Source organism: Cryobacterium lactosi (assembly GCF_004403945.1).
Classification (GTDB): Bacteria; Actinomycetota; Actinomycetes; order Actinomycetales; family Microbacteriaceae; genus Cryobacterium; species Cryobacterium lactosi.
Genome location: NZ_SOHM01000030.1, coordinates 46,557 through 64,878, shown reverse-complemented (window position 1 = coordinate 64,878; position 18,322 = coordinate 46,557). Strand labels below are relative to the sequence as shown.

17 protein-coding genes are annotated in these 18,322 nt (G+C 70.7%); 10 read left to right on the top strand and 7 right to left on the bottom strand.

The annotated features are described in order from the left end of the window. Positions 1 to 13: 13 nt before the first annotated feature. The gene (gene menC, locus E3T61_RS12775; RefSeq protein WP_134641241.1) at positions 14 to 1,123 is read right to left on the bottom strand and encodes an o-succinylbenzoate synthase; all 1,110 of its coding nucleotides are present in this window, start codon (positions 1,121 to 1,123) and stop codon (positions 14 to 16) included. Between the two features lie 62 nt (positions 1,124 to 1,185). Between menC and E3T61_RS12770 the strand changes: the two genes are divergently transcribed. Next, a complete protein-coding gene (locus E3T61_RS12770; RefSeq protein WP_134641240.1) occupies positions 1,186 to 2,091 on the top strand; it encodes an oxygenase MpaB family protein in 906 nt (301 codons plus the stop codon). Here E3T61_RS12770 and E3T61_RS12765 read toward each other — a convergent pair. Then, on the bottom strand, positions 2,088 to 3,029 hold the full coding sequence (locus tag E3T61_RS12765; RefSeq protein ID WP_338145529.1) for a hypothetical protein: 942 nt from the start codon (positions 3,027 to 3,029) through the stop codon (positions 2,088 to 2,090). The two genes, E3T61_RS12770 and E3T61_RS12765, sit on opposite strands and share 4 nt — an antisense overlap. After that, complete coding sequence (locus tag E3T61_RS22590; protein WP_134641238.1) at positions 3,026 to 3,646, bottom strand: MerR family transcriptional regulator; 621 nt, start codon at positions 3,644 to 3,646, stop codon at positions 3,026 to 3,028. The genes E3T61_RS12765 and E3T61_RS22590 overlap by 4 nt, the downstream gene beginning before the upstream one ends. Positions 3,647 to 3,717: 71 nt before the next feature. Between E3T61_RS22590 and E3T61_RS12755 the strand changes: the two genes are divergently transcribed. Continuing rightward, positions 3,718 to 5,211 (top strand): SulP family inorganic anion transporter, encoded by a 1,494-nt coding sequence (locus tag E3T61_RS12755; protein WP_241992549.1) that lies wholly within the window; start codon positions 3,718 to 3,720, stop codon positions 5,209 to 5,211. A gap of 5 nt (positions 5,212 to 5,216) precedes the next feature. Here E3T61_RS12755 and E3T61_RS12750 read toward each other — a convergent pair whose 3' ends face one another. Next, positions 5,217 to 6,494: a M18 family aminopeptidase gene (locus E3T61_RS12750; RefSeq protein ID WP_134641237.1), complete on the bottom strand. Its 1,278-nt coding sequence runs from the start codon at positions 6,492 to 6,494 to the stop codon at positions 5,217 to 5,219. Positions 6,495 to 6,568: 74 nt separating this feature from the next. Between E3T61_RS12750 and E3T61_RS12745 the strand changes: the two genes are divergently transcribed. Genes E3T61_RS12745 through E3T61_RS12735 form a run of 3 tightly spaced genes read left to right on the top strand, consistent with a single transcriptional unit; the run spans position 6,569 to position 11,853 of the window. Then, positions 6,569 to 9,163, top strand: a complete 2,595-nt coding sequence (locus E3T61_RS12745; protein ID WP_166793227.1) for a glycoside hydrolase family 65 protein — start codon at positions 6,569 to 6,571, stop codon at positions 9,161 to 9,163. A gap of 60 nt (positions 9,164 to 9,223) precedes the next feature. Then, a complete protein-coding gene (locus E3T61_RS12740; protein ID WP_134641235.1) occupies positions 9,224 to 9,706 on the top strand; it encodes a PPOX class F420-dependent oxidoreductase in 483 nt (160 codons plus the stop codon). Positions 9,707 to 9,714: 8 nt separating this feature from the next. Next, the gene (locus tag E3T61_RS12735; protein ID WP_134641234.1) at positions 9,715 to 11,853 is read left to right on the top strand and encodes a RecQ family ATP-dependent DNA helicase; all 2,139 of its coding nucleotides are present in this window, start codon (positions 9,715 to 9,717) and stop codon (positions 11,851 to 11,853) included. Between the two features lie 36 nt (positions 11,854 to 11,889). On the opposite strand, the gene E3T61_RS12730 is transcribed toward E3T61_RS12735, so the two are convergent. Next, complete coding sequence (locus tag E3T61_RS12730; protein WP_198418689.1) at positions 11,890 to 12,924, bottom strand: ADP-ribosylglycohydrolase family protein; 1,035 nt, start codon at positions 12,922 to 12,924, stop codon at positions 11,890 to 11,892. A 214-nt stretch (positions 12,925 to 13,138) separates the two neighbouring features. Here E3T61_RS12730 and E3T61_RS12725 point away from each other — a divergent pair, with 214 nt between their 5' ends. From E3T61_RS12725 to E3T61_RS12705, 5 genes are all read left to right on the top strand, one after another. Continuing rightward, positions 13,139 to 13,960, top strand: a complete 822-nt coding sequence (locus E3T61_RS12725) for an amino acid ABC transporter substrate-binding protein (RefSeq protein ID WP_134641388.1) — start codon at positions 13,139 to 13,141, stop codon at positions 13,958 to 13,960. A gap of 41 nt (positions 13,961 to 14,001) precedes the next feature. After that, positions 14,002 to 14,625, top strand: a complete 624-nt coding sequence (locus E3T61_RS12720; protein WP_134641387.1) for an amino acid ABC transporter permease — start codon at positions 14,002 to 14,004, stop codon at positions 14,623 to 14,625. Then, a complete protein-coding gene (locus tag E3T61_RS12715) occupies positions 14,612 to 15,418 on the top strand; it encodes an amino acid ABC transporter ATP-binding protein (RefSeq protein ID WP_134641233.1) in 807 nt (268 codons plus the stop codon). The genes E3T61_RS12720 and E3T61_RS12715 overlap by 14 nt, the downstream gene beginning before the upstream one ends. Before the next feature lie 26 nt (positions 15,419 to 15,444). Next, on the top strand, positions 15,445 to 16,140 hold the full coding sequence (locus E3T61_RS12710) for a Pr6Pr family membrane protein (RefSeq protein ID WP_134641232.1): 696 nt from the start codon (positions 15,445 to 15,447) through the stop codon (positions 16,138 to 16,140). 80 nt (positions 16,141 to 16,220) lie between these two features. After that, positions 16,221 to 16,604 carry a tyrosine-protein phosphatase gene (locus tag E3T61_RS12705; protein WP_134641231.1) on the top strand — a complete coding sequence of 128 codons (384 nt, stop codon included), beginning with the start codon at positions 16,221 to 16,223 and terminating at the stop codon, positions 16,602 to 16,604. A 3-nt stretch (positions 16,605 to 16,607) separates the two neighbouring features. On the opposite strand, the gene E3T61_RS12700 is transcribed toward E3T61_RS12705, so the two are convergent. Both E3T61_RS12700 and E3T61_RS12695 read right to left on the bottom strand, forming a co-directional pair. Further along, a complete protein-coding gene (locus E3T61_RS12700) occupies positions 16,608 to 16,997 on the bottom strand; it encodes a DUF2834 domain-containing protein (RefSeq protein ID WP_134641230.1) in 390 nt (129 codons plus the stop codon). Positions 16,998 to 17,043: 46 nt separating this feature from the next. Next, positions 17,044 to 18,288 (bottom strand): S1C family serine protease, encoded by a 1,245-nt coding sequence (locus E3T61_RS12695; RefSeq protein ID WP_134641229.1) that lies wholly within the window; start codon positions 18,286 to 18,288, stop codon positions 17,044 to 17,046. Between the last annotated feature and the right edge of the window lie 34 nt (positions 18,289 to 18,322).

Below are 18,322 nucleotides of genomic sequence, written 5' to 3'. Positions count from 1 at the left end.
CCGGTGCCCGCCGCTAGAAGCGGATGTCGCTGCGTGACCTGGTCACCTCCGCCAGTACCTCGGGCAGCACCGCCACCCCAGTGCCCGGCCCGGTCGGCACCCTCAGGTGACCGTCCTCGAGCACGAATGGGGCGGTCAGGTCCCGGGCGTAGTAGCGGTCGGAGGCCGAGGTGTCCCCCGGCAGCACGAAGTTGGGCAGGCCGGCCAGCGCCACGTTCGCGGCCCGGCCGATGCCCGTCTCGAGCATCCCGCCGCACCACACCGGCACGCCGTGTGCGGCCGCGACGTCGTGGATGCGCCGGGCCTCCAGGTAGCCACCCACCCTCGACGGCTTGACGTTGATGATGCTGCACGCGCCGAGACTGATCGCCGCGGCGGCGTCCTTGGCCGACTCGATCGACTCGTCCAGGCAGACCGGGGTGCTGATCAGCCGCGCCAGCGCAGCGTGTCCGAGCAGGTCGCGCTCGCCAAGCGGCTGCTCGATGAGCAGCAGGTCGAACGGGTCGAGCCGGGCGAGGTGCCGGGCATCCGCCAGCGAGTACGCGGTGTTCGCGTCGACCTGCAGCAGCAGGTCGGGGCCGAACCGCTCGCGCACCGCGCGCACAGGCTCGAGGTCCCAGCCGGGTTCGATCTTGAGCTTGATGCGCAGATAGCCCTGCTCGAGGTAGCCGGCCACGGCCTCGAGCAGCTCGTCGACGGAGTCCATAATGCCCACCGAGACGCCGGCGGGCACACTGTCGTGCACGGCGCCGAGGTAGCCGCCGAACGACTGGCCGTTCTCCCGCAGTTGCGCGTCGAGGATCGCCGTCTCGAGCACGGCCTTGGACATCTGGTGGCCTTTCACCGGGGCGAGGGCGTTGCCCACCCGCTCGGCGGTGAGCGCATCGCCGAGGGCCTGCAACCGGGGAATCAGGTGGTCCCGGATCACCAGGTCGCTCGCGTCGATGAACTCCGAGCTGTAGAGCGGCCACACCTCGGCCGCGCACTCCGCCCAGCCCTCGGCATGAGCCGTCGACACGTGTACCAGGGAGATCTGGCGCTCCGTGATGGTGCCGAAGGACGTGCGGAACGGCCGCACGAGCGGCATGCTCACCCGGCGCAGCTCGATGTTCTCGATTCTCATGGTGCGGAGTTTACGGCGCATCCCCAGCCATCCGCGCGGTCCCGTCGATTAGGGTTCGAAGAATGAGCAGCCTGGTGGATGGATTTGTGAACAGCTGGCGGTCGCACCTGCTCGTCACGCTCTCGGGCAACGACGAGGGCCGGCCGGCCTGGGTCGGCACCATGGAGCAGGGCGACGATGCCGGCTTCTTCGGACCGGGGTCGGCGTCCTGGGCCGTGCACGGCGGCATGGCCACCATGGTCGCCGGCATCCGGGCGCTGCTGATGCAGACGCTGCACCCGGGTGCCATGGCCGGGGTTCACGACTGGTCCAGGTATCGGGAGGATCCGCTCGGCCGGCTCAGCGGCACTATCCAATGGCTGGTCACGGTGACATTCGCCGCCAGCGAGCAGGCCGAGCGGGAGTCGGCGCGCGTGGGAAAGTTCCACGACAGGGTCGCGGGCCGCTACGTCGACGCCCGCGGCGTCGAACGGGAGTACTCGGCCGGAGACCCCGAACTGCTGTCCTGGGTGCACGTGGTGTTCACGGATGCCTTCCTGGCCAGCCATCGGCTCTGGGGCGGTCCCATCCCCGGCGGCGCCGACGGCTACGTGCGGGAGTGGGCCAAGGCCGGCGAGCTCGTCGGGGTGCAGGACCCGCCTCGCTCCGACGCCGAGCTCGCCGCACAGCTGACGGCTTTCTCCGACGCCGGCGTGCTGATGGGCGGCGACCGTGTCGCCGAGGCCGTGCGGTTCATCCGCAACCCGCCGCTGCGGCGCGGCATGATGCCGTTCTACCGCATCATGTTCGCCGGGGCCGTGGCCTCGATCCCGGTCCAGTACCGGCGGATGCTGGGACTTCGCCGCTCTCCCCTGCCCGTGGTCTGGGCCACCGGCGCGGTGCTCGGCCTGGTGCGCCTGCTGCTCGGGGCCTCCTCCACCTCGGAGGACGCCGCCCGTGCCCGGATCGCCCGCCTGGCCGTGTCCTAGCCGGGAACGCCGCCGGATTCTCGGCGCAGGGTGACGGCGATGGTTGCGGCCGCGGCGGCGAACAGGGCGGCTGCGATGGCGATGACCAGGGCGTTCGGCTGCACGATCGACTGGCCGGCGAGGGCCTGCCCGGTCACCAGGGCCAGCACACCCAGGTAGAGGCCGACCAGGACGCGCAGGATGCCGCGGCGGACGAGTGGACGGGCTAGGGCGGGTATCCGCCGGGCGAGCGCTTCGAGCAGCAGGGCGGCCAGCGGCAACACCTGCAGGGCATGCATGCCCACGAAGTGCGGGATGCGCAGGTCGCCGGCCACGGTGCTCCAGCCCAGCAGGGGCAGGCCAGGGCCGCCGTCGGCGACGCCAACAGTGTGCGCGCCCACGATCCCCTGGTAGTCGTCGAGTTGGGCCGCGGTCGGCCCGGTCATCAGGAACGCCAGGCCCATGCCCACGAGGGCGATGAGTAGTCCGGAGCGGATCGCGAGGGCCCGGGCCGGGTCACCCAGGTCGGTGCGAAGCAGCAGAATCGCGATGGGGACGGCGGCGACCCAGACCGTGACGATCGATGCCGCCATCACCGACCAGAGTGCGGCGTGGAACGCGGTGGACACGTTGAAGTGGCTGGTCAGGCCGGCCGCTGCGGCTCCGACGATGATCACCATCTCCACGACGAGGAACACCGCGGCGACGGTGCCGGCCCACCAAGCCAGCCGGCGCCGGCCCGCGAAGGCACCGGGCAGCAGCCCGATCAGCCAGGACAGGGTCACCGCGTAGAGGCCCACCGAGATCGCGAACTTGAGTGGCTTGGCCCAGAGCGGCGCGCCCGTGATCACACGGGGATCGACGGCGAGGCCCACGAGTGCAGCGGTTGCGACGACGGCCATGGCCATCGCCAGCCAGATCAGCGGTCGGTGCCAGCGGATGGCGGGCAGCGAATTCATGAGGCACCTCCGGAGTAGCGCTGGGACGAGACGTGTTCCTGGGCGGCCCGGCGCAGCCCGGCGAAGAGGGCGTCGCCGAGAACGGTGCCGATGACCACCATCTCGGTCTTGGACTCCCGGTCGTCTCGGGCGTCGACCTCGTCGAGGTCGGCCTCGGCCACGGCGAGCGCCGCGGCCGCGTAGGCGGGCACCCAGCCGCTGAGGTCGGGCTGGCCGAGCTCGGCGAAGGTCTGCAGTACCCGGGCCGCGGCCAGGCGGCCGGGATTCTCGGGTGACACGTGCCATCCGCTCAGCACCTCGTCGACCTGCGCGACCACCTGGGCCGACAGCGCTTCGGGGTCGATCTCGGGCGACACCGTGCGCTGGGCGATTTCGAAGGTGTGGGCGAGCCCGAGGTCGGAGTCGATGGCGTCGATCACCTCGCGGGCGGCGGCGACGCTCAGGCCGCCCACCTCCAACAGTCCCCGGATGACCCGCAGCCGGCGCAGATGATCCGGTCCGTAGAGCGACTGGTTGGGACCGCTCTTCTCCCCCGCGGGCAGCAGCCCCTCCCGGAGGTAGTACTTGATCGTCGCCACGGGGACCTCGCTGGTCGTGCTCAGTTGCGCCATCTTCATGCGGATAGTGTAGCTATCGGATAGTGAAACTGTCTACCCCGGTGCAGTGGTCCGCCGATTACAGTTGCACGGTGCCCCAACGTCCCCACACCGTTCTGTCCCCCACCCCGCCGACAGTGCGGGCGACACTGCGCAGCCCGAAGGCGCTCAGCGTCGAGGTGCTCGCGGGAGTCGTGACCACCCTCGCGCTCATCCCCGAGGTTATCTCCTTCTCGATCATCGCCGGCGTCGACCCCAAGGTGAGCCTGATCGCCTCGGTGGTCCTGGCCACCTCGATGTCGTTCCTGGGCGGTCGGTCCGCCATGATCACCGCCGCCGCCGGCGCCGTCGCCCTCGTGGTCGCCCCGCTCGTGAAGGACCACGGAGTCGAGTACCTGCTGCCGGCGGTGCTGCTGGCCGGGCTCGTGCAGATCCTCTTCGGCGTCACCGGCCTGGCCCGGCTGATGCGCTTCATCCCCAGGTCGGTGATGATCGGCTTCGTCAACGCGCTGGGCATCCTGATCTTCGTCGCCCAGGTGCCGCATCTCATCGACGTGCCCTGGCTGGTCTACCCCTTGTTCGCCCTCACCATCCTCATCGTGGTCGGGCTGCCCAGGCTCACCACGGTCGTGCCTGCGCCGCTCGTGGCCATCGTGGTGGTTACCGCGATCGCCATGATCGCCCACCTCGCCGTGCCCACCGTTGGGGACCAGGGCGATGTCTCCGGCGGTCTGCCCGGCCTCACGCCGCTGCTCGTGCCGCTGGACCTGGAGACCCTGCAGATCATCTGGCCCACCGCACTGAGCGTGGCGTTCGTGGGCCTGGTGGAGACCTTGCTCACCGCCAAGCTCGTCGACGACATCACCGACACCCGCTCCCCCAAGGGCCGCGAGGCCTGGGCGCTGGGCATCGCCAACCTGCTCGCCGGCCTCTACGGCGGCATCGCCGGCTGCGCGATGATCGGCCAGACCGTCGTGAACGTGAAGCTCGGCCGGGCCCGCACCCGCATCTCCACCTTCGTGGCCGGGGTCTTCCTGCTGCTGCTGGTCACCGCACTCAGCGGGCTCATGGAGCAGATCCCCATGGTGGCCCTGGCCGCCGTGATGATGGTCGTGGCCATCACCACCGTCAACTGGCACAGCGTGCGCCCGGCCACCCTGCGCCGGATGCCCGTGCCCGAGACCGTCGTGATGCTCACCACCGTGATCGTGGTCGTGGCCACCCACAACCTGGCCATCGGCATCGTGGCGGGTGTGGTGCTGGCGATGGTGCTGTTCGCCCGCCGGGTGGCGCACGTCGTGAAGGTCGACCGCACGCTCGCCGGCGACGGCCTCTCGGTGCGGTACGCGGTGAGCGGACCGTTGTTCTTCGGCAGCAGCAACGACCTCGTCGAGCAGTTCTCCTACGGCGCCGACCCCGCCACGGTCGACGTCGACCTGTCCCAGGCGCAGATCTGGGATGCCTCCACCGTGGCGGTGCTCGACTCGGTGGAGACCAAGTACCGCCAGCACGGCGCCACGGTCACCTTCCACGGCCTCGACGAGCGCAGCCGGGCCATGCACGGCCGCCTCACCGGGCGGTTGTAGGCGGGTTACGCTCCGGCGAAGAACGCACCGATCGCCGCGGAGAGCGCGAACGGGTCGTTCACGTGCGCCAGTTCGCGGGCCGAGTGCATCGACAGGAGCGGGATGCCCACGTCCACGGTGCGGATGCCCAGCCGGGTCGCGGTGAGCGGCCCGATGGTGGAGCCGCAGGGAATCGCGTTGTTCGACACGAACTCCTGGTAGGGCACGTCGGCGGCAGCGCTGCAGCGCGCCCAGAGGGCCGCGCCGGCCGCATCCGTGGCGTAACGCTGGTTGCCGTTGATCTTCAGCAGCGGACCCCGGCCGGCCAGCGGCAGGTTGGCCGGATCGTGCCGCTCGGGGTAGTTCGGGTGCACGGCGTGGCCGGCATCGGCCGAGACGCACCAGGAGTCGGCATAGGCGCGCTTCCGCTCGGACACCGTGGCACCGAGGTCGTCGCCGATTCGACTGAGGATGTCGTCGAGCATCGGCCCGCTCGCCCCCGACCTGGACTGCGAGCCCAGCTCCTCGTGGTCGAACGCGGCGAGCACGTTGATGGTCTCGTCATTTCCCGAGGCCTGGATGAGCGCCAGCAGGCCGGCGTGCACCGACGAGAGGTTGTCCATCCGGCCGGCGGCGAACAGCTCGTGGTTCAGGCCGAACCGGGCGGGCGGGTTGGTGTCGGCGGTGAGGATGTCGTAGCCGGCGACATCCTCGCCGGCGACCCCGGCGAGCGCGGCCAGGTGCCCGACCAGGTCGGCCTGGCGCAGGTCGCCCACCCCGAACACCGGGTTGAGGTGCCGCTGCCGGTCCAGGGTGAGTGACTCGTTGGCGGTGCGGTCCAGGTGCACGGCCAGCTGCGGGATCCGCAGGAACGGGCCGGTGCGCACCAGGTACTCCACCCCGTCTGTGGTGACCAGCCGGCCGGCCAGTTCAAGCTCGCGGTCGAGCCACGAGTTGGCCAGCGGTCCGCCGTAGACCTCGACGCCGGCCTGCAGCCAGCCGTAGGAGCCCGTCGTGGGCTTGGGCTTGAGTTTGAAGCCTGGCGAGTCGGTGTGCGAGCCCAGGATGCGGAACGGCGTTGTCGGCGTCGCCCCAGCCGGTTGCACCCAGGCGACGATGGCGCCATCCCGCACCACGTAGTAGCGGCCGGCACTCGTGCCGGCCGTCCAGTCCTCCGCCTCGTCCCTTCGCTCGAAGCCGGCCTCGTCCAGCCGACGGGCCGCCTCCGCGGCCGCGTGGTACGACGACGGTGACGCGGTGATGAATCGGGCGAAATCGTCGATGTATGCCGAGAGTGAAGTCATGCGTCCATCCAACCACCCACACCTCGACAAGCACGCCCAGCGGTGCGACTCTCGCACCAGGCGAGGAGGGCATCGTGACCGACACGGCGAACGAGAACACACTGGACCCGTGGGTGCTGCGCTTCGACGGGTTCGACCCGGCGGCAGAGGGGCATCGTGAAGCGCTGTGCACCCTGGGCAACGGCTACTGGGGCACCCGCGGCGCCGCCCCGGAGGCGCGCACGGATGCCGTGCACTACCCGGGCACGTACCTCGCCGGGGTCTACAACCCGCTGAGCACGGAGATCCACCTCGGTGAGGCCATCAACGACAGCGCAGCTGGGAGAACGGCCGCGGTCGAGCCGGGCATCCGCACTCCGTTCCAGCCGGTGCCGGGGTCCCCGGCGGCGGAGTTCCCCGGCGCGCATGTGCGTGACGACGAACACATGGTGAACGCCCCCAACTGGCTGCCGCTCTGGTTCCGCACCGGCGGCGGGCCCGGCACGAGCAGTGTGGGCGATTTCGCCGCCCCCGACACGGGCTGGTTCCACCCGGAGACCGCCGAACTGCTCGACTACCGCCAGGAGCTCGACCTCCGCCGGGGTCTGCTCACCCGGCTGATCCGGTTCCGCGACACGCGCGGCCACGTCACCCGGGTGCAGAGCCGGCGGTTCGTCTCCCAGGCGGCGCCGCATGTGGCGGTGCTGGAAACCACCTTCGTCGCCGAGGACTGGTCCGGCCCGCTCACCGTGCGGTCGGCCATCGACGGCCGGGTCGCCAACCGCAACGTGGCCGCCGACAGGCAGCTGGCCCATCTGCACCTGATGCCCCGCACGGCCAGGGAACTGAACCAGGACTCGGTGCTGCTCGAGGTCGAGACCACCAGGTCCGGCATCCACATCGCCATGGCCGCCCGCACCCGCGCGTACGCCGGCGGCGTGCTGCTCGAGCCCGAACGGCGTTTCCTCACCGACTCCAGCCGCTGGGTCGCCCACGAATTCGACCTCACCCTCAAGCTGGGAGTGCCCGTGCGGGTGGAGAAGGTTGTTGTGGTGAGCACCTCCAGGGACCGCGCCGTGGTCTCCCCACCGATGGCCGTGGCCACCTGGCTGGGCCGCACCCCGGACCCGGCCGAGCTGCTGGCCGCGCACGAGCGGGAATGGCAGATCCTCTGGGACGAGTTCGCGGTGCACCTGCACAGCGGGGCGCGGCAGTCGCTCGCGCTCAACCTCAATACCTTCCACGTGCTGCAGACCGTCGCCGCGGTGGACGCCGACCTCGACGCCGGCGTCCCGGCGCGGGGCCTGCACGGCGAGGGCTACCGCGGCCACGTCTTCTGGGACGAGATGTTCGTCTACCCGGTGCTCACCCTGCGCCGCCCCGACCTGAGCCGGGCCCTGCTGGGCTACCGGTACCGCCGGTTGGGCGAGGCCAGGGCCGCCGCGCACACCGCCGGCCTCCGGGGCGCCAGGTTCCCTTGGCAGAGCGGTATCGACGGGCGCGACGTCACTCCCACCGAACTGTTCAACCCGCGCACCAACCGGTGGATGCCCGACCACTCGGGCCTGCAGCACCACGTGGGGCTGGCGATCGCCTACAGCGTCTGGGGCTATTACCAGGCCACCGGCGACGTCCAATACCTGATCGAGCAGGGCGCCGAGCTGCTGCTCGAGATCGCCAGGTTCTTCGCCTCGCTCACCGAGTACGACGACGCCGCCGACCGGTTCGACATCCCCGGCACGATGGGGCCTGACGAGTTCCACGACGGCCTGCCCGGCCACCCGGGCGAGGGGGTGCGCACCAACGCCTACACGAATGTCATGGTCGCCTGGGTGATGCGCCGCGCCGTGGACACCGTCGCCCTGCTCGAGGGCCGCGCCTGCCGGCCGCTCTGGAACCGGCTGCGGCTGGGGCCGGACGAGGTGGACACCTGGGAGAAGATCGGCCGACGGCTGCGACTGGTCTTCCACACCGACGGGGTGATCAGCCAGTTCGACGGCTACGAGACCCTGCCCGAACTGGACTGGGAGCGCTACCGCACCGCCTACGGCACCGAGGATCACTCGCTGGGCCGCCTGGACCTGATCCTGAACGCCGAGGGCGACAGCACCAACAACTACAGGGTCGCCAAACAGGCTGACGTGCTGATGCTGCTGTACCTGTTCTCCGCCGAGGAGCTGCGCGAGCTGATCGAGGAGCTGGGCTATTCGCTCTCCCCCGACGTGATCCGCCGCACCGTCGAGTTCTATCGCACCCGGTCGACGCACGGCTCGACCTTGAGCAACGTGGTGCATTCCTGGGTGGACGCCCGCGCCGACCGCGAGCGGTCCTGGGCGGCGCTCTGCCGGGCCCTGGACAGCGACCTCGGCGACATCCAGGGCGGCACCACGCACGAGGGCATCCACCTGGGCGCCATGGCAGGCTCGCTCGACATGGTCGTGCGGTGCTACACGGGCCTGGAGATCCGCGACGACATGCTCTGGCTGCACCCCGCGTTGCCGACCGAACTGGCGAAGATCGTCTTCAGCATCAACTACCGCGAGCAACCGATCAACCTCGAGGTCACCCCGACCAACCTGCGACTGCAGCTGCCCAGCGGCGGGGCCACGCCCATCCGGGTGCGCGTCGAGGGCCGTGAGGCTCAGCTCTACCCGGGGCAGACCCACGACTTCCTGCTCAGCCCGTCGTGAGCAGCCCGGCGTGAGCAGCCCGGCGTGAGCACTGTCGGACGACCCCGTTAGCCTGAGGGCATGGCCAGAAACGTCGCAACCAGCACCACCGTCTCCCTGTCCGACCTGCTGGATTTTGTCAGGCCACGGCACCGGATGCTGCTCGCGACGACCCGCGCTGACGGCCGGCCGCAGATGTCGCCGGTCTCCGGCGGTGTCGACGAGGAGGGCCGCCTGGTGATCTCGTCGTATCCGTCGCGGGCCAAGACCCGCAACGCCCAGCGCGACCCGCAGACCTCGGTGCTGGTGCTCTCGGATGAGTGGGACGGCGCCTGGGTGCAGGTCGACGGTTCGGCCGAGATCCTGCACATGCCCCAGGCCGGCGACGGGCTCGTCGACTACTACCGCTGCATCGCCGGCGAACACCCGGACTGGGACGAGTACCGCCGGGCGATGGCCCTGCAGAACAAATCCCTGATCCGGATCACGCCCACCCGGTGGAGCCCCATCGCGACCGGCGGGTTCCCCGCCGATGTGGCCGCGCGACTCGACGCGCTGAAATGACCGAGGCCATGACGAGCACGCGCGAGGCCGCTCTCGACATTCTGCGCACCCTGGTCGGCCGTCCGGACGCGGATTTCCACGAGGGCCAGTACGAGGCCATCGAGACCCTCGTCGACCAGCGCCGCCGCGCTCTCGTGGTGCAACGCACCGGCTGGGGCAAGTCGGCGGTGTACTTCGTGGCCACCCTGCTGCTGCGCCGCCAGGGCGCCGGGCCCACGATCCTGGTGTCGCCGTTGCTGGCGCTGATGCGTGACCAGGTCGCCGCCGCCGCCCGCGCCGGGGTGCGGGCGGTGTCGATCAACTCCGCGAACTCCCACGAGTGGACCGACGTGCTCGCTGCGCTCCGCGCCGACGAGGTGGATGTGCTGTTGGTCTCGCCCGAACGGCTGAACAACCCGTCCTTCCGCGACGAGCAGCTGCCGACGCTGCTCGAGCGGGCCGGGCTGCTCGTGGTCGATGAGGCGCACTGCATTTCGGACTGGGGCCACGATTTCCGGCCCGACTACCGCCGGCTGCGTGACCTGATCGCCGCGATGCCGGTGGGAGTGCCCGTGCTGGCCACCACGGCCACGGCCAACAGCCGCGTGGTGACGGATGTGGCGGAGCAGGTGGGGAGGGGCGTTTCGGCCGGAGAGGGCACGGAAGTCGTCACCATCCGCGGCCCGCTCGCCCGCGCGTCGCTGCGGCTGGGCGTGCTGCGACTGCCCGACTCCCGCGCTCGGCTGGCCTGGCTGCTCAGCCATCTGGCCGAGTTGCCCGGCAGCGGCATCATCTACACCCTCACGGTCTCCGCCGCCGAAGACACCGCCCGGCTGCTGCGGGACGCCGGCCACGCCGTACGGGCGTACACGGGCCAGACCGACACCGCCGAACGGGAGGAGTCCGAGGGACTGCTCAAGGCCAACCAGGTGAAGGCCCTCGTGGCCACCAGCGCCCTGGGCATGGGGTTCGACAAGCCCGACCTGGGCTTCGTACTGCACCTGGGGGCCCCAAGCTCCCCGGTGGCCTACTACCAGCAGGTCGGCCGCGCCGGCCGCGCCACCGAGAACGCCGACGTGCTGCTGCTGCCCGGGGTGGAGGACGAAGCCATCTGGCAGTACTTCGCCACCTCGTCGATGCCCAGCCGGCACAAGGCGGAGGCGGTCCTCGCGGCGCTCGGCGCCAATGGGGGCGCCCCGCTGTCCACACCGGCCCTGGAGGCCAGGGTGGACCTGCGCCGCTCACCGCTGGAGTTGCTGCTCAAGGTGCTCGACGTGGACGGCGCCGTGCGCCGGGTGACCGGCGGCTGGCTGGCCACCGGGCAGCCCTGGGTGTACGACAGCGACCGTTACGAACGCATCGGCGCGGCGCGGATCAGCGAGCAGAACGCGATGCTGGCCTACGAACGCCTCACCGGTTGCCGGATGGAGTTCCTGCAGCGCGCCCTCGACGACGACACCGCGGTGCCCTGCGGCCGCTGCGACACCTGCACCTCCCCCTGGTATCCCGCGGATATTCAAGGTGACGCGGCGAGCACCGCCGCCGCCGCCCTGGACCGGGTGGGCGTGGCCCTGGAGCCCCGGGCGCAGTGGCCCACCGGCGCCGACCGGCTCGGCGTCACCGCCAAGGGCCGCATCGACCCGGGCGACCGGGTGCTGCCCGGGCGCTCGCTGGCCCGGCTCACCGACCTGGGCTGGGGCAACACCCTGCGTGAGGTCTTCGCGCCCGGCACCCCGGATGCTCCCGCCTCCGCACCGCTCCTAGCCGCCTGTGTGCGCGTGCTCGCGGAGTGGGGCTGGGCCGAACGACCCGTGGGCGTGGTGGCCATGCCGTCGCGCACTCATCCGCTGCTGGTGGCGTCGGTGGCCGCCGAACTCAGCCGGGTGGGACGCCTGCCGCTGCTGGGCACCCTGAGCCTGGTCGGTGCCGGGCCCGCCGGCGAGTCCGGCGGCAACAGCGCTTACAGGCTCTCCAGCGTCTGGGGAGCGTTCGAGGTAGGCCCGGACCTCGCGGCGAACCTCGCAGCGGTCCTCGGCGAGGCCGCCGGTCCGGTGTTGCTGGTGGACGACCTCGGTGACAGCCGGTGGACGATCACTGTCGCCGGCCGGCTGCTCCGGCGCGCGGGCGCGCCGGCGGTTCTGCCGTTCACCCTGGCGCTGCGTTCCTGACCGCTGCGTTCCTGACCGCTGCGGCCCTGAAGCGCCTCACCTCACTGCGTGGAGCCGAAAGCTCTCGCGTTCGCCGGCCTCGTTGGTGTCTCGGCCGTGCGCGGCGAGCACCGACAGGCGCACCAGGTCGGCTCCGCGCAGGCCCGGCCAGCCCTGCACCAGCCGGCGCCATTCGCTGGGCACCGCGGTCAGGCCCCACGTGGCGGCCAACAGCGCACCGGCGATGCCGGCCACGGCATCGGTGTTGCCACCGCCCCGCACGGCCGCCTCGACGCCCAGCCGGTACTGCCCGCCGTTTGAACCGGCGTCTGAACCGGCGTCTGAGCCGCCGTCCGCGCCGGCCCTGGTGTGTACGATCGCGGACCAGGCGCCCTGCAGCGCCTGCACGACCCAGCCGTTGCGGGTGAAGTCGCGCGGCTGCCGGCGTTCGGCGTGGCCGATCCGGGCCGACCAGAGCTCACGGCGGCCGGGCGAGAGCGTGCCGAGCCCCACCCGCAGGTCGAGGTCGCCGGTCAGCACGGCGTGCCGGATGGCGAGACCCCAGAGCACGCAGGCGTCCCCGGCGTCGGTCTCGCAGTGGGTGAGGTCGCTCAACGTGCGTGCGGCGTCGGCGAGGGCCTCCGGGTCGTGCAGGTAGGCCAGCGCCACCGGGGCCGTGCGGATCAGGCAGCCGTTGCCGGCGCTGCGGCCGATGCGTTCGTGCTGCGCGCGGGCGGCCGCGCGCACCCCGGCGGCTGTCGGGTCGGGTCCGGACAGCGCCGCCCCGAGCTGCAGCCCGGCGAACGGCGCCGTGTCGGACCAGTCCACCCACTCCGCGGTGATCAGGTCGAGGGTCGACTCGTCCCGCAGGTCGAGCCCGTCGGCCGCGGCCCGGGCCACCGGGATCGCCAGGGCCGTGTAGTCGGTCCATTCCCCGCGCGCCCAGTTCGCGCCGCCGCCACCGCGCATCCCCACCGCGGCGGAAGGTGGCAGCGGCCCGGCGTAGGCGTAGCCGGCGCCCAGGGCGTCACCGCAGGCCATGCCCAGCAAGACAGCGGCCGAACGATCGTGTTGAACCATCGACAATTTCACGCGTACTCCTTCGGGTTGAGTGCGACGGCGGCAGCCTATGCCGAAAGCCGCGGGGCCGACAGGTGCTCGAATGGGGGGCCTGACGAGCGCAGGAGGTGTCATCCGGCGTCATCGGAATAATCCCCGGGGCCCAGGACTTGTTAACCTCGGTGTACGGGCCCGCACGCCCGCGACACCCCCTGACCCTCGATCAGCACATTGGATGACCACATACATGAAGCGCCACCTCGTCTCCGCCACCATCCTCACCCTCGCCGCAGCGGTGGCCCTGACCGGGTGCAGCAGCTCCGCCGGTGACTCCGGCAGCGACGGCGGCACGGCCGGAACCGACGATTCGCTGAGCTCGGTGCTCGAGTCCGGCACGCTGACCGTCGGAACCGAAGGCACCTACCGTCCGTTCTCCTTCCACGCCGACGGCTCCGGCGACCTCACCGGCTACGACGTCGAGGTGGCCACGGCCGTCGCCGACGAGCTGGGCGTCAAGGTCGCCTTCGAAGAGACCCAGTGGGATGCCATCTTCGCCGGCCTGGAGGCCGGCCGGTTCGACACCATCGCCAACCAGGTGTCGATCACCCCGGAGCGCGAAGCGTCCTACGCGTTCTCCACCCCGTACACCTACTCCACCGGCGTGATCGTGGTGCCGGAGGCCAACACCGACATCACCTCGTTCAAGAGCCTTGCCGGTAAGACCACCGCCCAGTCGCTCACCAGCAACTGGAACACCCTGGCCACCGAGAGCGGCGCAACCGTGCAGGGCGTCGAGGGCTGGGCGCAGTCGGTCGCGCTGGTCGAGCAGGGCCGCGTCGACGCCACCATCAACGACAAGCTCACCTACCTCGACTACAAGAAGCAGACCGGCGCCGCCGGGCTCAAGGTCGCCGCCGAGACCGAGGACCGCTCCGAGAGCGCGTTCGCGTTCGCCCAGGACGGCACCGCACTGGCCGCCGCCGTCTCTGACGCCCTGGCCACGCTGAGCGAGAACGGCACCCTCGCCGCCATCTCGGACACCTACTTCGGGGCCGACGTCTCGAAGTGACCGACTCCACCTGGCAGCTCCTGCTGGACTCGTTGTGGCCGATGATCCACGGCGCCATCACGGGAACCATACCGCTGGCCCTGTCGTCGTTCGCGATCGGGCTGGTGTTGGCCCTCGCACTGGCGCTGATGCGGTTGTCCAGGCGGCGCTGGCTGTCGTCGATCGCCCGGGTGTACATCTCGCTGGTGCGCGGCACGCCGCTGCTCGTGCAGCTGTTCGTGATCTTCTACGGCCTGCCGTCGCTCGGGGTCGTGATCGATCCCTGGCCCAGCGCCATCATCGCCTTCTCGATCAACGTCGGCGGCTACGCGGCCGAGGTGATCCGTGCGGCCATCCTGTCGGTGCCCAAGGGCCAGTGGGAAGCCGCGTACATGATCGGCATGTCGCACCGGCGTGCGCTCACCCGGATCATCCTGCCGCAGGCGGCACGGGTGTCGGTGCCGCCGCTGTCGAACACCTTCATCAGCCTGGTCAAGGACACCTCGCTGGCCTCGCTCATCCTGGTCACCGAACTGTTCCGAGAGGCCCAGCAGGTGGCGGCGTTCAGCGGGCAATTCATGGCCCTCTACCTGGAGGCCGCCCTGCTCTACTGGGTGATCTGCCTCGTTCTGTCCAGTGGCCAGGGCGTGCTCGAAAAGCGATTGGACCGATATGTCGCCCACTGACCAGAAGCTGCTCACGGTTCGCGGCCTGCAGAAGAGCTTCGGCGCGAACCAGGTGCTCACCTCCGTCGACCTCACCGTGGCCCGTGGCACGGTGCTCGCGCTGATCGGCCCGTCCGGCTCCGGCAAGACCACGGTGTTGCGGTGCCTGAACGGCCTGGAGATAGCCGACGGCGGCACCATCAGCATTGTCGGCGCCGATGACTCCAGGCACGCACCGGTGACCATCGACTTCGCCGCCGCGCACGGCACCCGCGCCGGTGTGCCCAAGAAGGCGCTCACCAACCTGCGCGACCAGTCGGCAATGGTCTTCCAGCACTACAACCTGTTCCCACACAAGACCGTGCTCGAGAACGTGATGGAAGGCCCCGTCGTCGTGCAGCGCCGAGATCGAGCCGAGGTCGAGGCAGAGGCGTTGGCGCTGCTCGAGCGGGTGGGACTCAGTGACAAGCGTGACAGCTACCCGTTCGAGCTGTCCGGTGGCCAGCAGCAGCGGGTGGGCATCGTGCGCGCCCTGGCTCTCCGCCCCACCCTGCTGCTCTTCGACGAGCCGACCAGCGCGCTGGACCCCGAGCTCGTCGGTGACGTGCTGCGCCTGATCAAGGAGCTCGCGGCCGAGGGCTGGACCATGGTGATCGTCACCCATGAGCTCGAGTTCGCCCGGGAGGTGGCCACCGAGGTGGCCTTTGTCGACGGTGGCACCATCGTGGAGCACGGCGATCCCAAGGAGATGCTGCGGAACCCGAAGCACGAGCGCACCCGGCAGTTCCTGCACCGGCTGCTCTTCCCTTTCTAGAGTGAACGCTGCACTAACCTGATCAGGTGAATTCCGCAGCTGCGCCCGCCAGACTCGACGACTCCCCGACGCCCCTCAGACGCTTCGTGGGGGTGCTGCGGATCCTGCTGGCCCTGCTCGTGCTGGCCGCCGTCGTGACCCAGATCACTGACCAGATTCTGAACGACGCGTTCGACCCTGCCGCCTACTTCGGTTTCTTCACCATCCAGTCCAGCCTGATGAACGTGGTAGTGCTCTTCGTCGGCGGGGTGCTCGCCCTCCGCGTGGCCGCCGAACCCGAGCTGCTGGCACGGGTGCGGATGTCCACACTCTCGTACGCCGTGATCACCGGGGTGGTCTACAACCTGTTGCTGCGCAACCTGCCCGCCGACGGCAGCTTCGTGGGGCTGGACTGGCCCAACGAGGTGCTGCACGTGTGGGCGCCCGCGCTGATCCTGCTCGACTGGCTGCTGGCGCCGGGCCGCCCGGCGCTGGCCTGGAAGCGGATCTGGTTCGCCCTGATCTACCCGCTGGTCTGGCTGGCCTATGCGCTGCTCCGCGGCACGTTCACCGACTGGTGGACCTACCCGTTCCTGAATCCGGGCGAACCGGGCGGCTGGCCGTCGGTGCTGCTGTACATCGTCGTCATTGCCGGGGTGATCATCGCGATTTCGGCCGCGGCCATCGGGCTGAGCCGGCTGGGGCGCCGCGAGCCGGCGCTGCTGGAACCCGACCCGGTCTGAGCTTCATCTGCCGTTCACCTCGGCGACGGATACTGGGCCGAACGTGGCCAACGGGCCATGCGAGCGTTCCGGAGGGTGAGATGAACCGTCAAGCTACTGAACAGGAGTCCGGCTACGCCGACCTGGTCGCCCACCGCGGCCGGGAGCTGGCCGGCGCGGTCGCGGTCCTCGCCGAGGGCGAGGGTCCACTACTGGTGCACGGTCCCGGCGGCGAACACCAGTCCGGCCTGGTTCTCGCCCTGGCGCTGCTGGCCGCCGGCCTGACACACGACGATGCCGTGGCTGCCGCCCTACCCGCCGAGGCAAGGCCGGATGCCCTGATCCAGGCGCTGGCCGCCATCGGCGCCCTCGGCGGCACGGAACCGTACCTGCTCCGTCACGGCCTGATGGTGTCGCACTTCCACGCGCTGCGGGAGCGGTTCGCCGGCGACGAGGCCGGTCTCGCGGCCGGCGACGTGAGCTGAGGCTCAGCGCCCCCGTACCAGGCGGCGTTCCCGCATTGCCAGGAACAGGGGGAAGGTGAACGCGAACGCGGTGACCAGCCCGAGGACGACGTAGGCCCAGCCGGCCTTCATGCCCAGCCGGCGGGCCTCCACGATGATGAAGACGCTCCCGGCGATGGCCACCACCAGCAGGTCGGTGGTCAGCGACGACACCGCGGGTCCGCTCATGGTCCAGTCGCCGATGAAATCGCTGGCGGCCAGGATGGCCTGGATGTTCCAGGTCCAGGTGCCGATCAGGCCCACGATGGCCAGGGCCAGGTAGACGAAGGTCAGGGTGGTCCAGCCCGCCGCGGCGGAGCCGGTGGCGGGCTGCTGGTCTGGCTGGGGCTCGGGCTGGGGCTGTGTGCGGCTCATGTCCATAGTGTGCCGTGATCTGCCCCGATCTGCCCGGCGTGGGCCGTTAGCCGGCCGGACCGGCGATCAGGGTGGCGGATGCTGTGTGCGCGGCGCCCGCCGCATCCGCCCAGTCGATCGTCACGGTGTCGCCGGGGTCGTGGCCGGCCAGGGCCGTTGACAGCGCGGTGGCGGTGGTCACGGCGGCGCCGTCGACCGCGGTGATGGTGTCGCCGGCGGCGAGGCCGATGGCGGCGGCCGGGGTGTCGGCGATCACGCCGGCCACGAGAGCGCTCTGGCCCGTGCCCAGTCCGATGCCGAGAAAGGCCGGGTAGCCGACGGTGATGGTGTCGGTGTCGGTGTCCGTGTCGGTGTCGGTGTCGGCGCCGGCGGCGACGGCCGCGTCGATGGCAGCGACGATCTCGAGGGCGTCTTCGATGGGGATCGCGTAGCCCGTGATGTCGGTGCTGCCGGACGATGCGGCGGTGGTGATGCCGATGACCTCGCCGTCGGCGTCGTAGAGCGGGCCGCCGGATTCGCCCGATTCGATGTCGGCGTCGACCTCGATGAGGCCGGTGAGGTCTTCGGCGTCCGAGCCGTCCGAGTCCTGCGCGGTGATCGCCTGCTCCAGGCTGAGCACGGTGCCGGCAGCTGCGGTGAGGGTGCCGGTGCCGCCGGCGTTGCCGACTCCCGTGACCGCGGCGCCGACGGTGACGTCGCCGGAGGTATCGAGGTCCGCGGTGTCGAGGTCCGCTGTGTCGAGGTCCGCGACGGCCAGGCCGCTGGCGTCGACGAGTTCGAGAACCGCGATGTCCTCGGTGGCATCGGTGCCCACCACTTCTGCGGTGTAGTCGAGACCTGTCGAGACCACGGTGACCGTGATGCTGGTGGCGCCCTCCACGACGTGGTTGTTGGTGAGGATGCGGCCGTCCGCGGTGAGGATGAGCCCGGTACCGGCGGCCTCGGCGCTCTCGTAGCCGAGCACGGTGTCGATGACGACAACGCCCACGGATTGCTCGGCGGTCGCCGCGGTCGTGTCGAGGGTGGCGGTGGTCGTGCCGGACGACGCTCCCCCGTAGCCGCCGGTCGGTCCGCCGGAGCCTCGGCCGCCGTAGAGCTGCGTGGTGGGGCCCTGTGTGGTGGAGGCGGTGTCCGATTGGGTGGTGGTCGTGTCGGCTGCGGCGGTGCTGTCCTCGATGGCGCGCGCGGCGGCGACGAGCCCGGTTCCGCCGGCTCCCACCACGAGGGCGGCCGCGAGTCCCATGGCGACGATGTCGCCGGTGCGCCAACGGGGGTGCTGCGATTCGCTCATGCTCTGTGTCCTTTCCTGGGCGACCGGGGACCGT

What these genes read in the sequence shown, in the direction of transcription:
- E3T61_RS12770 (WP_134641240.1), top strand. Translation starts at nt 1,186, where the DNA reads ATGAGCAGCCTGGTGGATGGATTTGTGAACAGCTGGCGGTCGCACCTG.
- E3T61_RS12700 (WP_134641230.1), bottom strand. Translation starts at nt 16,997, where the DNA reads ATGAGCCGCACACAGCCCCAGCCCGAGCCCCAGCCAGACCAGCAGCCC.
- E3T61_RS12725 (WP_134641388.1), top strand. Translation starts at nt 13,139, where the DNA reads ATGAAGCGCCACCTCGTCTCCGCCACCATCCTCACCCTCGCCGCAGCG.
- E3T61_RS12750 (WP_134641237.1), bottom strand. Translation starts at nt 6,494, where the DNA reads ATGACTTCACTCTCGGCATACATCGACGATTTCGCCCGATTCATCACC.
- E3T61_RS12720 (WP_134641387.1), top strand. Translation starts at nt 14,002, where the DNA reads ATGATCCACGGCGCCATCACGGGAACCATACCGCTGGCCCTGTCGTCG.
- E3T61_RS12695 (WP_134641229.1), bottom strand. Translation starts at nt 18,288, where the DNA reads ATGAGCGAATCGCAGCACCCCCGTTGGCGCACCGGCGACATCGTCGCC.
- E3T61_RS12715 (WP_134641233.1), top strand. Translation starts at nt 14,612, where the DNA reads ATGTCGCCCACTGACCAGAAGCTGCTCACGGTTCGCGGCCTGCAGAAG.
- E3T61_RS12705 (WP_134641231.1), top strand. Translation starts at nt 16,221, where the DNA reads ATGAACCGTCAAGCTACTGAACAGGAGTCCGGCTACGCCGACCTGGTC.
- E3T61_RS12765 (WP_338145529.1), bottom strand. Translation starts at nt 3,029, where the DNA reads ATGAATTCGCTGCCCGCCATCCGCTGGCACCGACCGCTGATCTGGCTG.
- E3T61_RS22590 (WP_134641238.1), bottom strand. Translation starts at nt 3,646, where the DNA reads ATGAAGATGGCGCAACTGAGCACGACCAGCGAGGTCCCCGTGGCGACG.
- E3T61_RS12740 (WP_134641235.1), top strand. Translation starts at nt 9,224, where the DNA reads ATGGCCAGAAACGTCGCAACCAGCACCACCGTCTCCCTGTCCGACCTG.
- menC (WP_134641241.1), bottom strand. Translation starts at nt 1,123, where the DNA reads ATGAGAATCGAGAACATCGAGCTGCGCCGGGTGAGCATGCCGCTCGTG.
- E3T61_RS12735 (WP_134641234.1), top strand. Translation starts at nt 9,715, where the DNA reads ATGACGAGCACGCGCGAGGCCGCTCTCGACATTCTGCGCACCCTGGTC.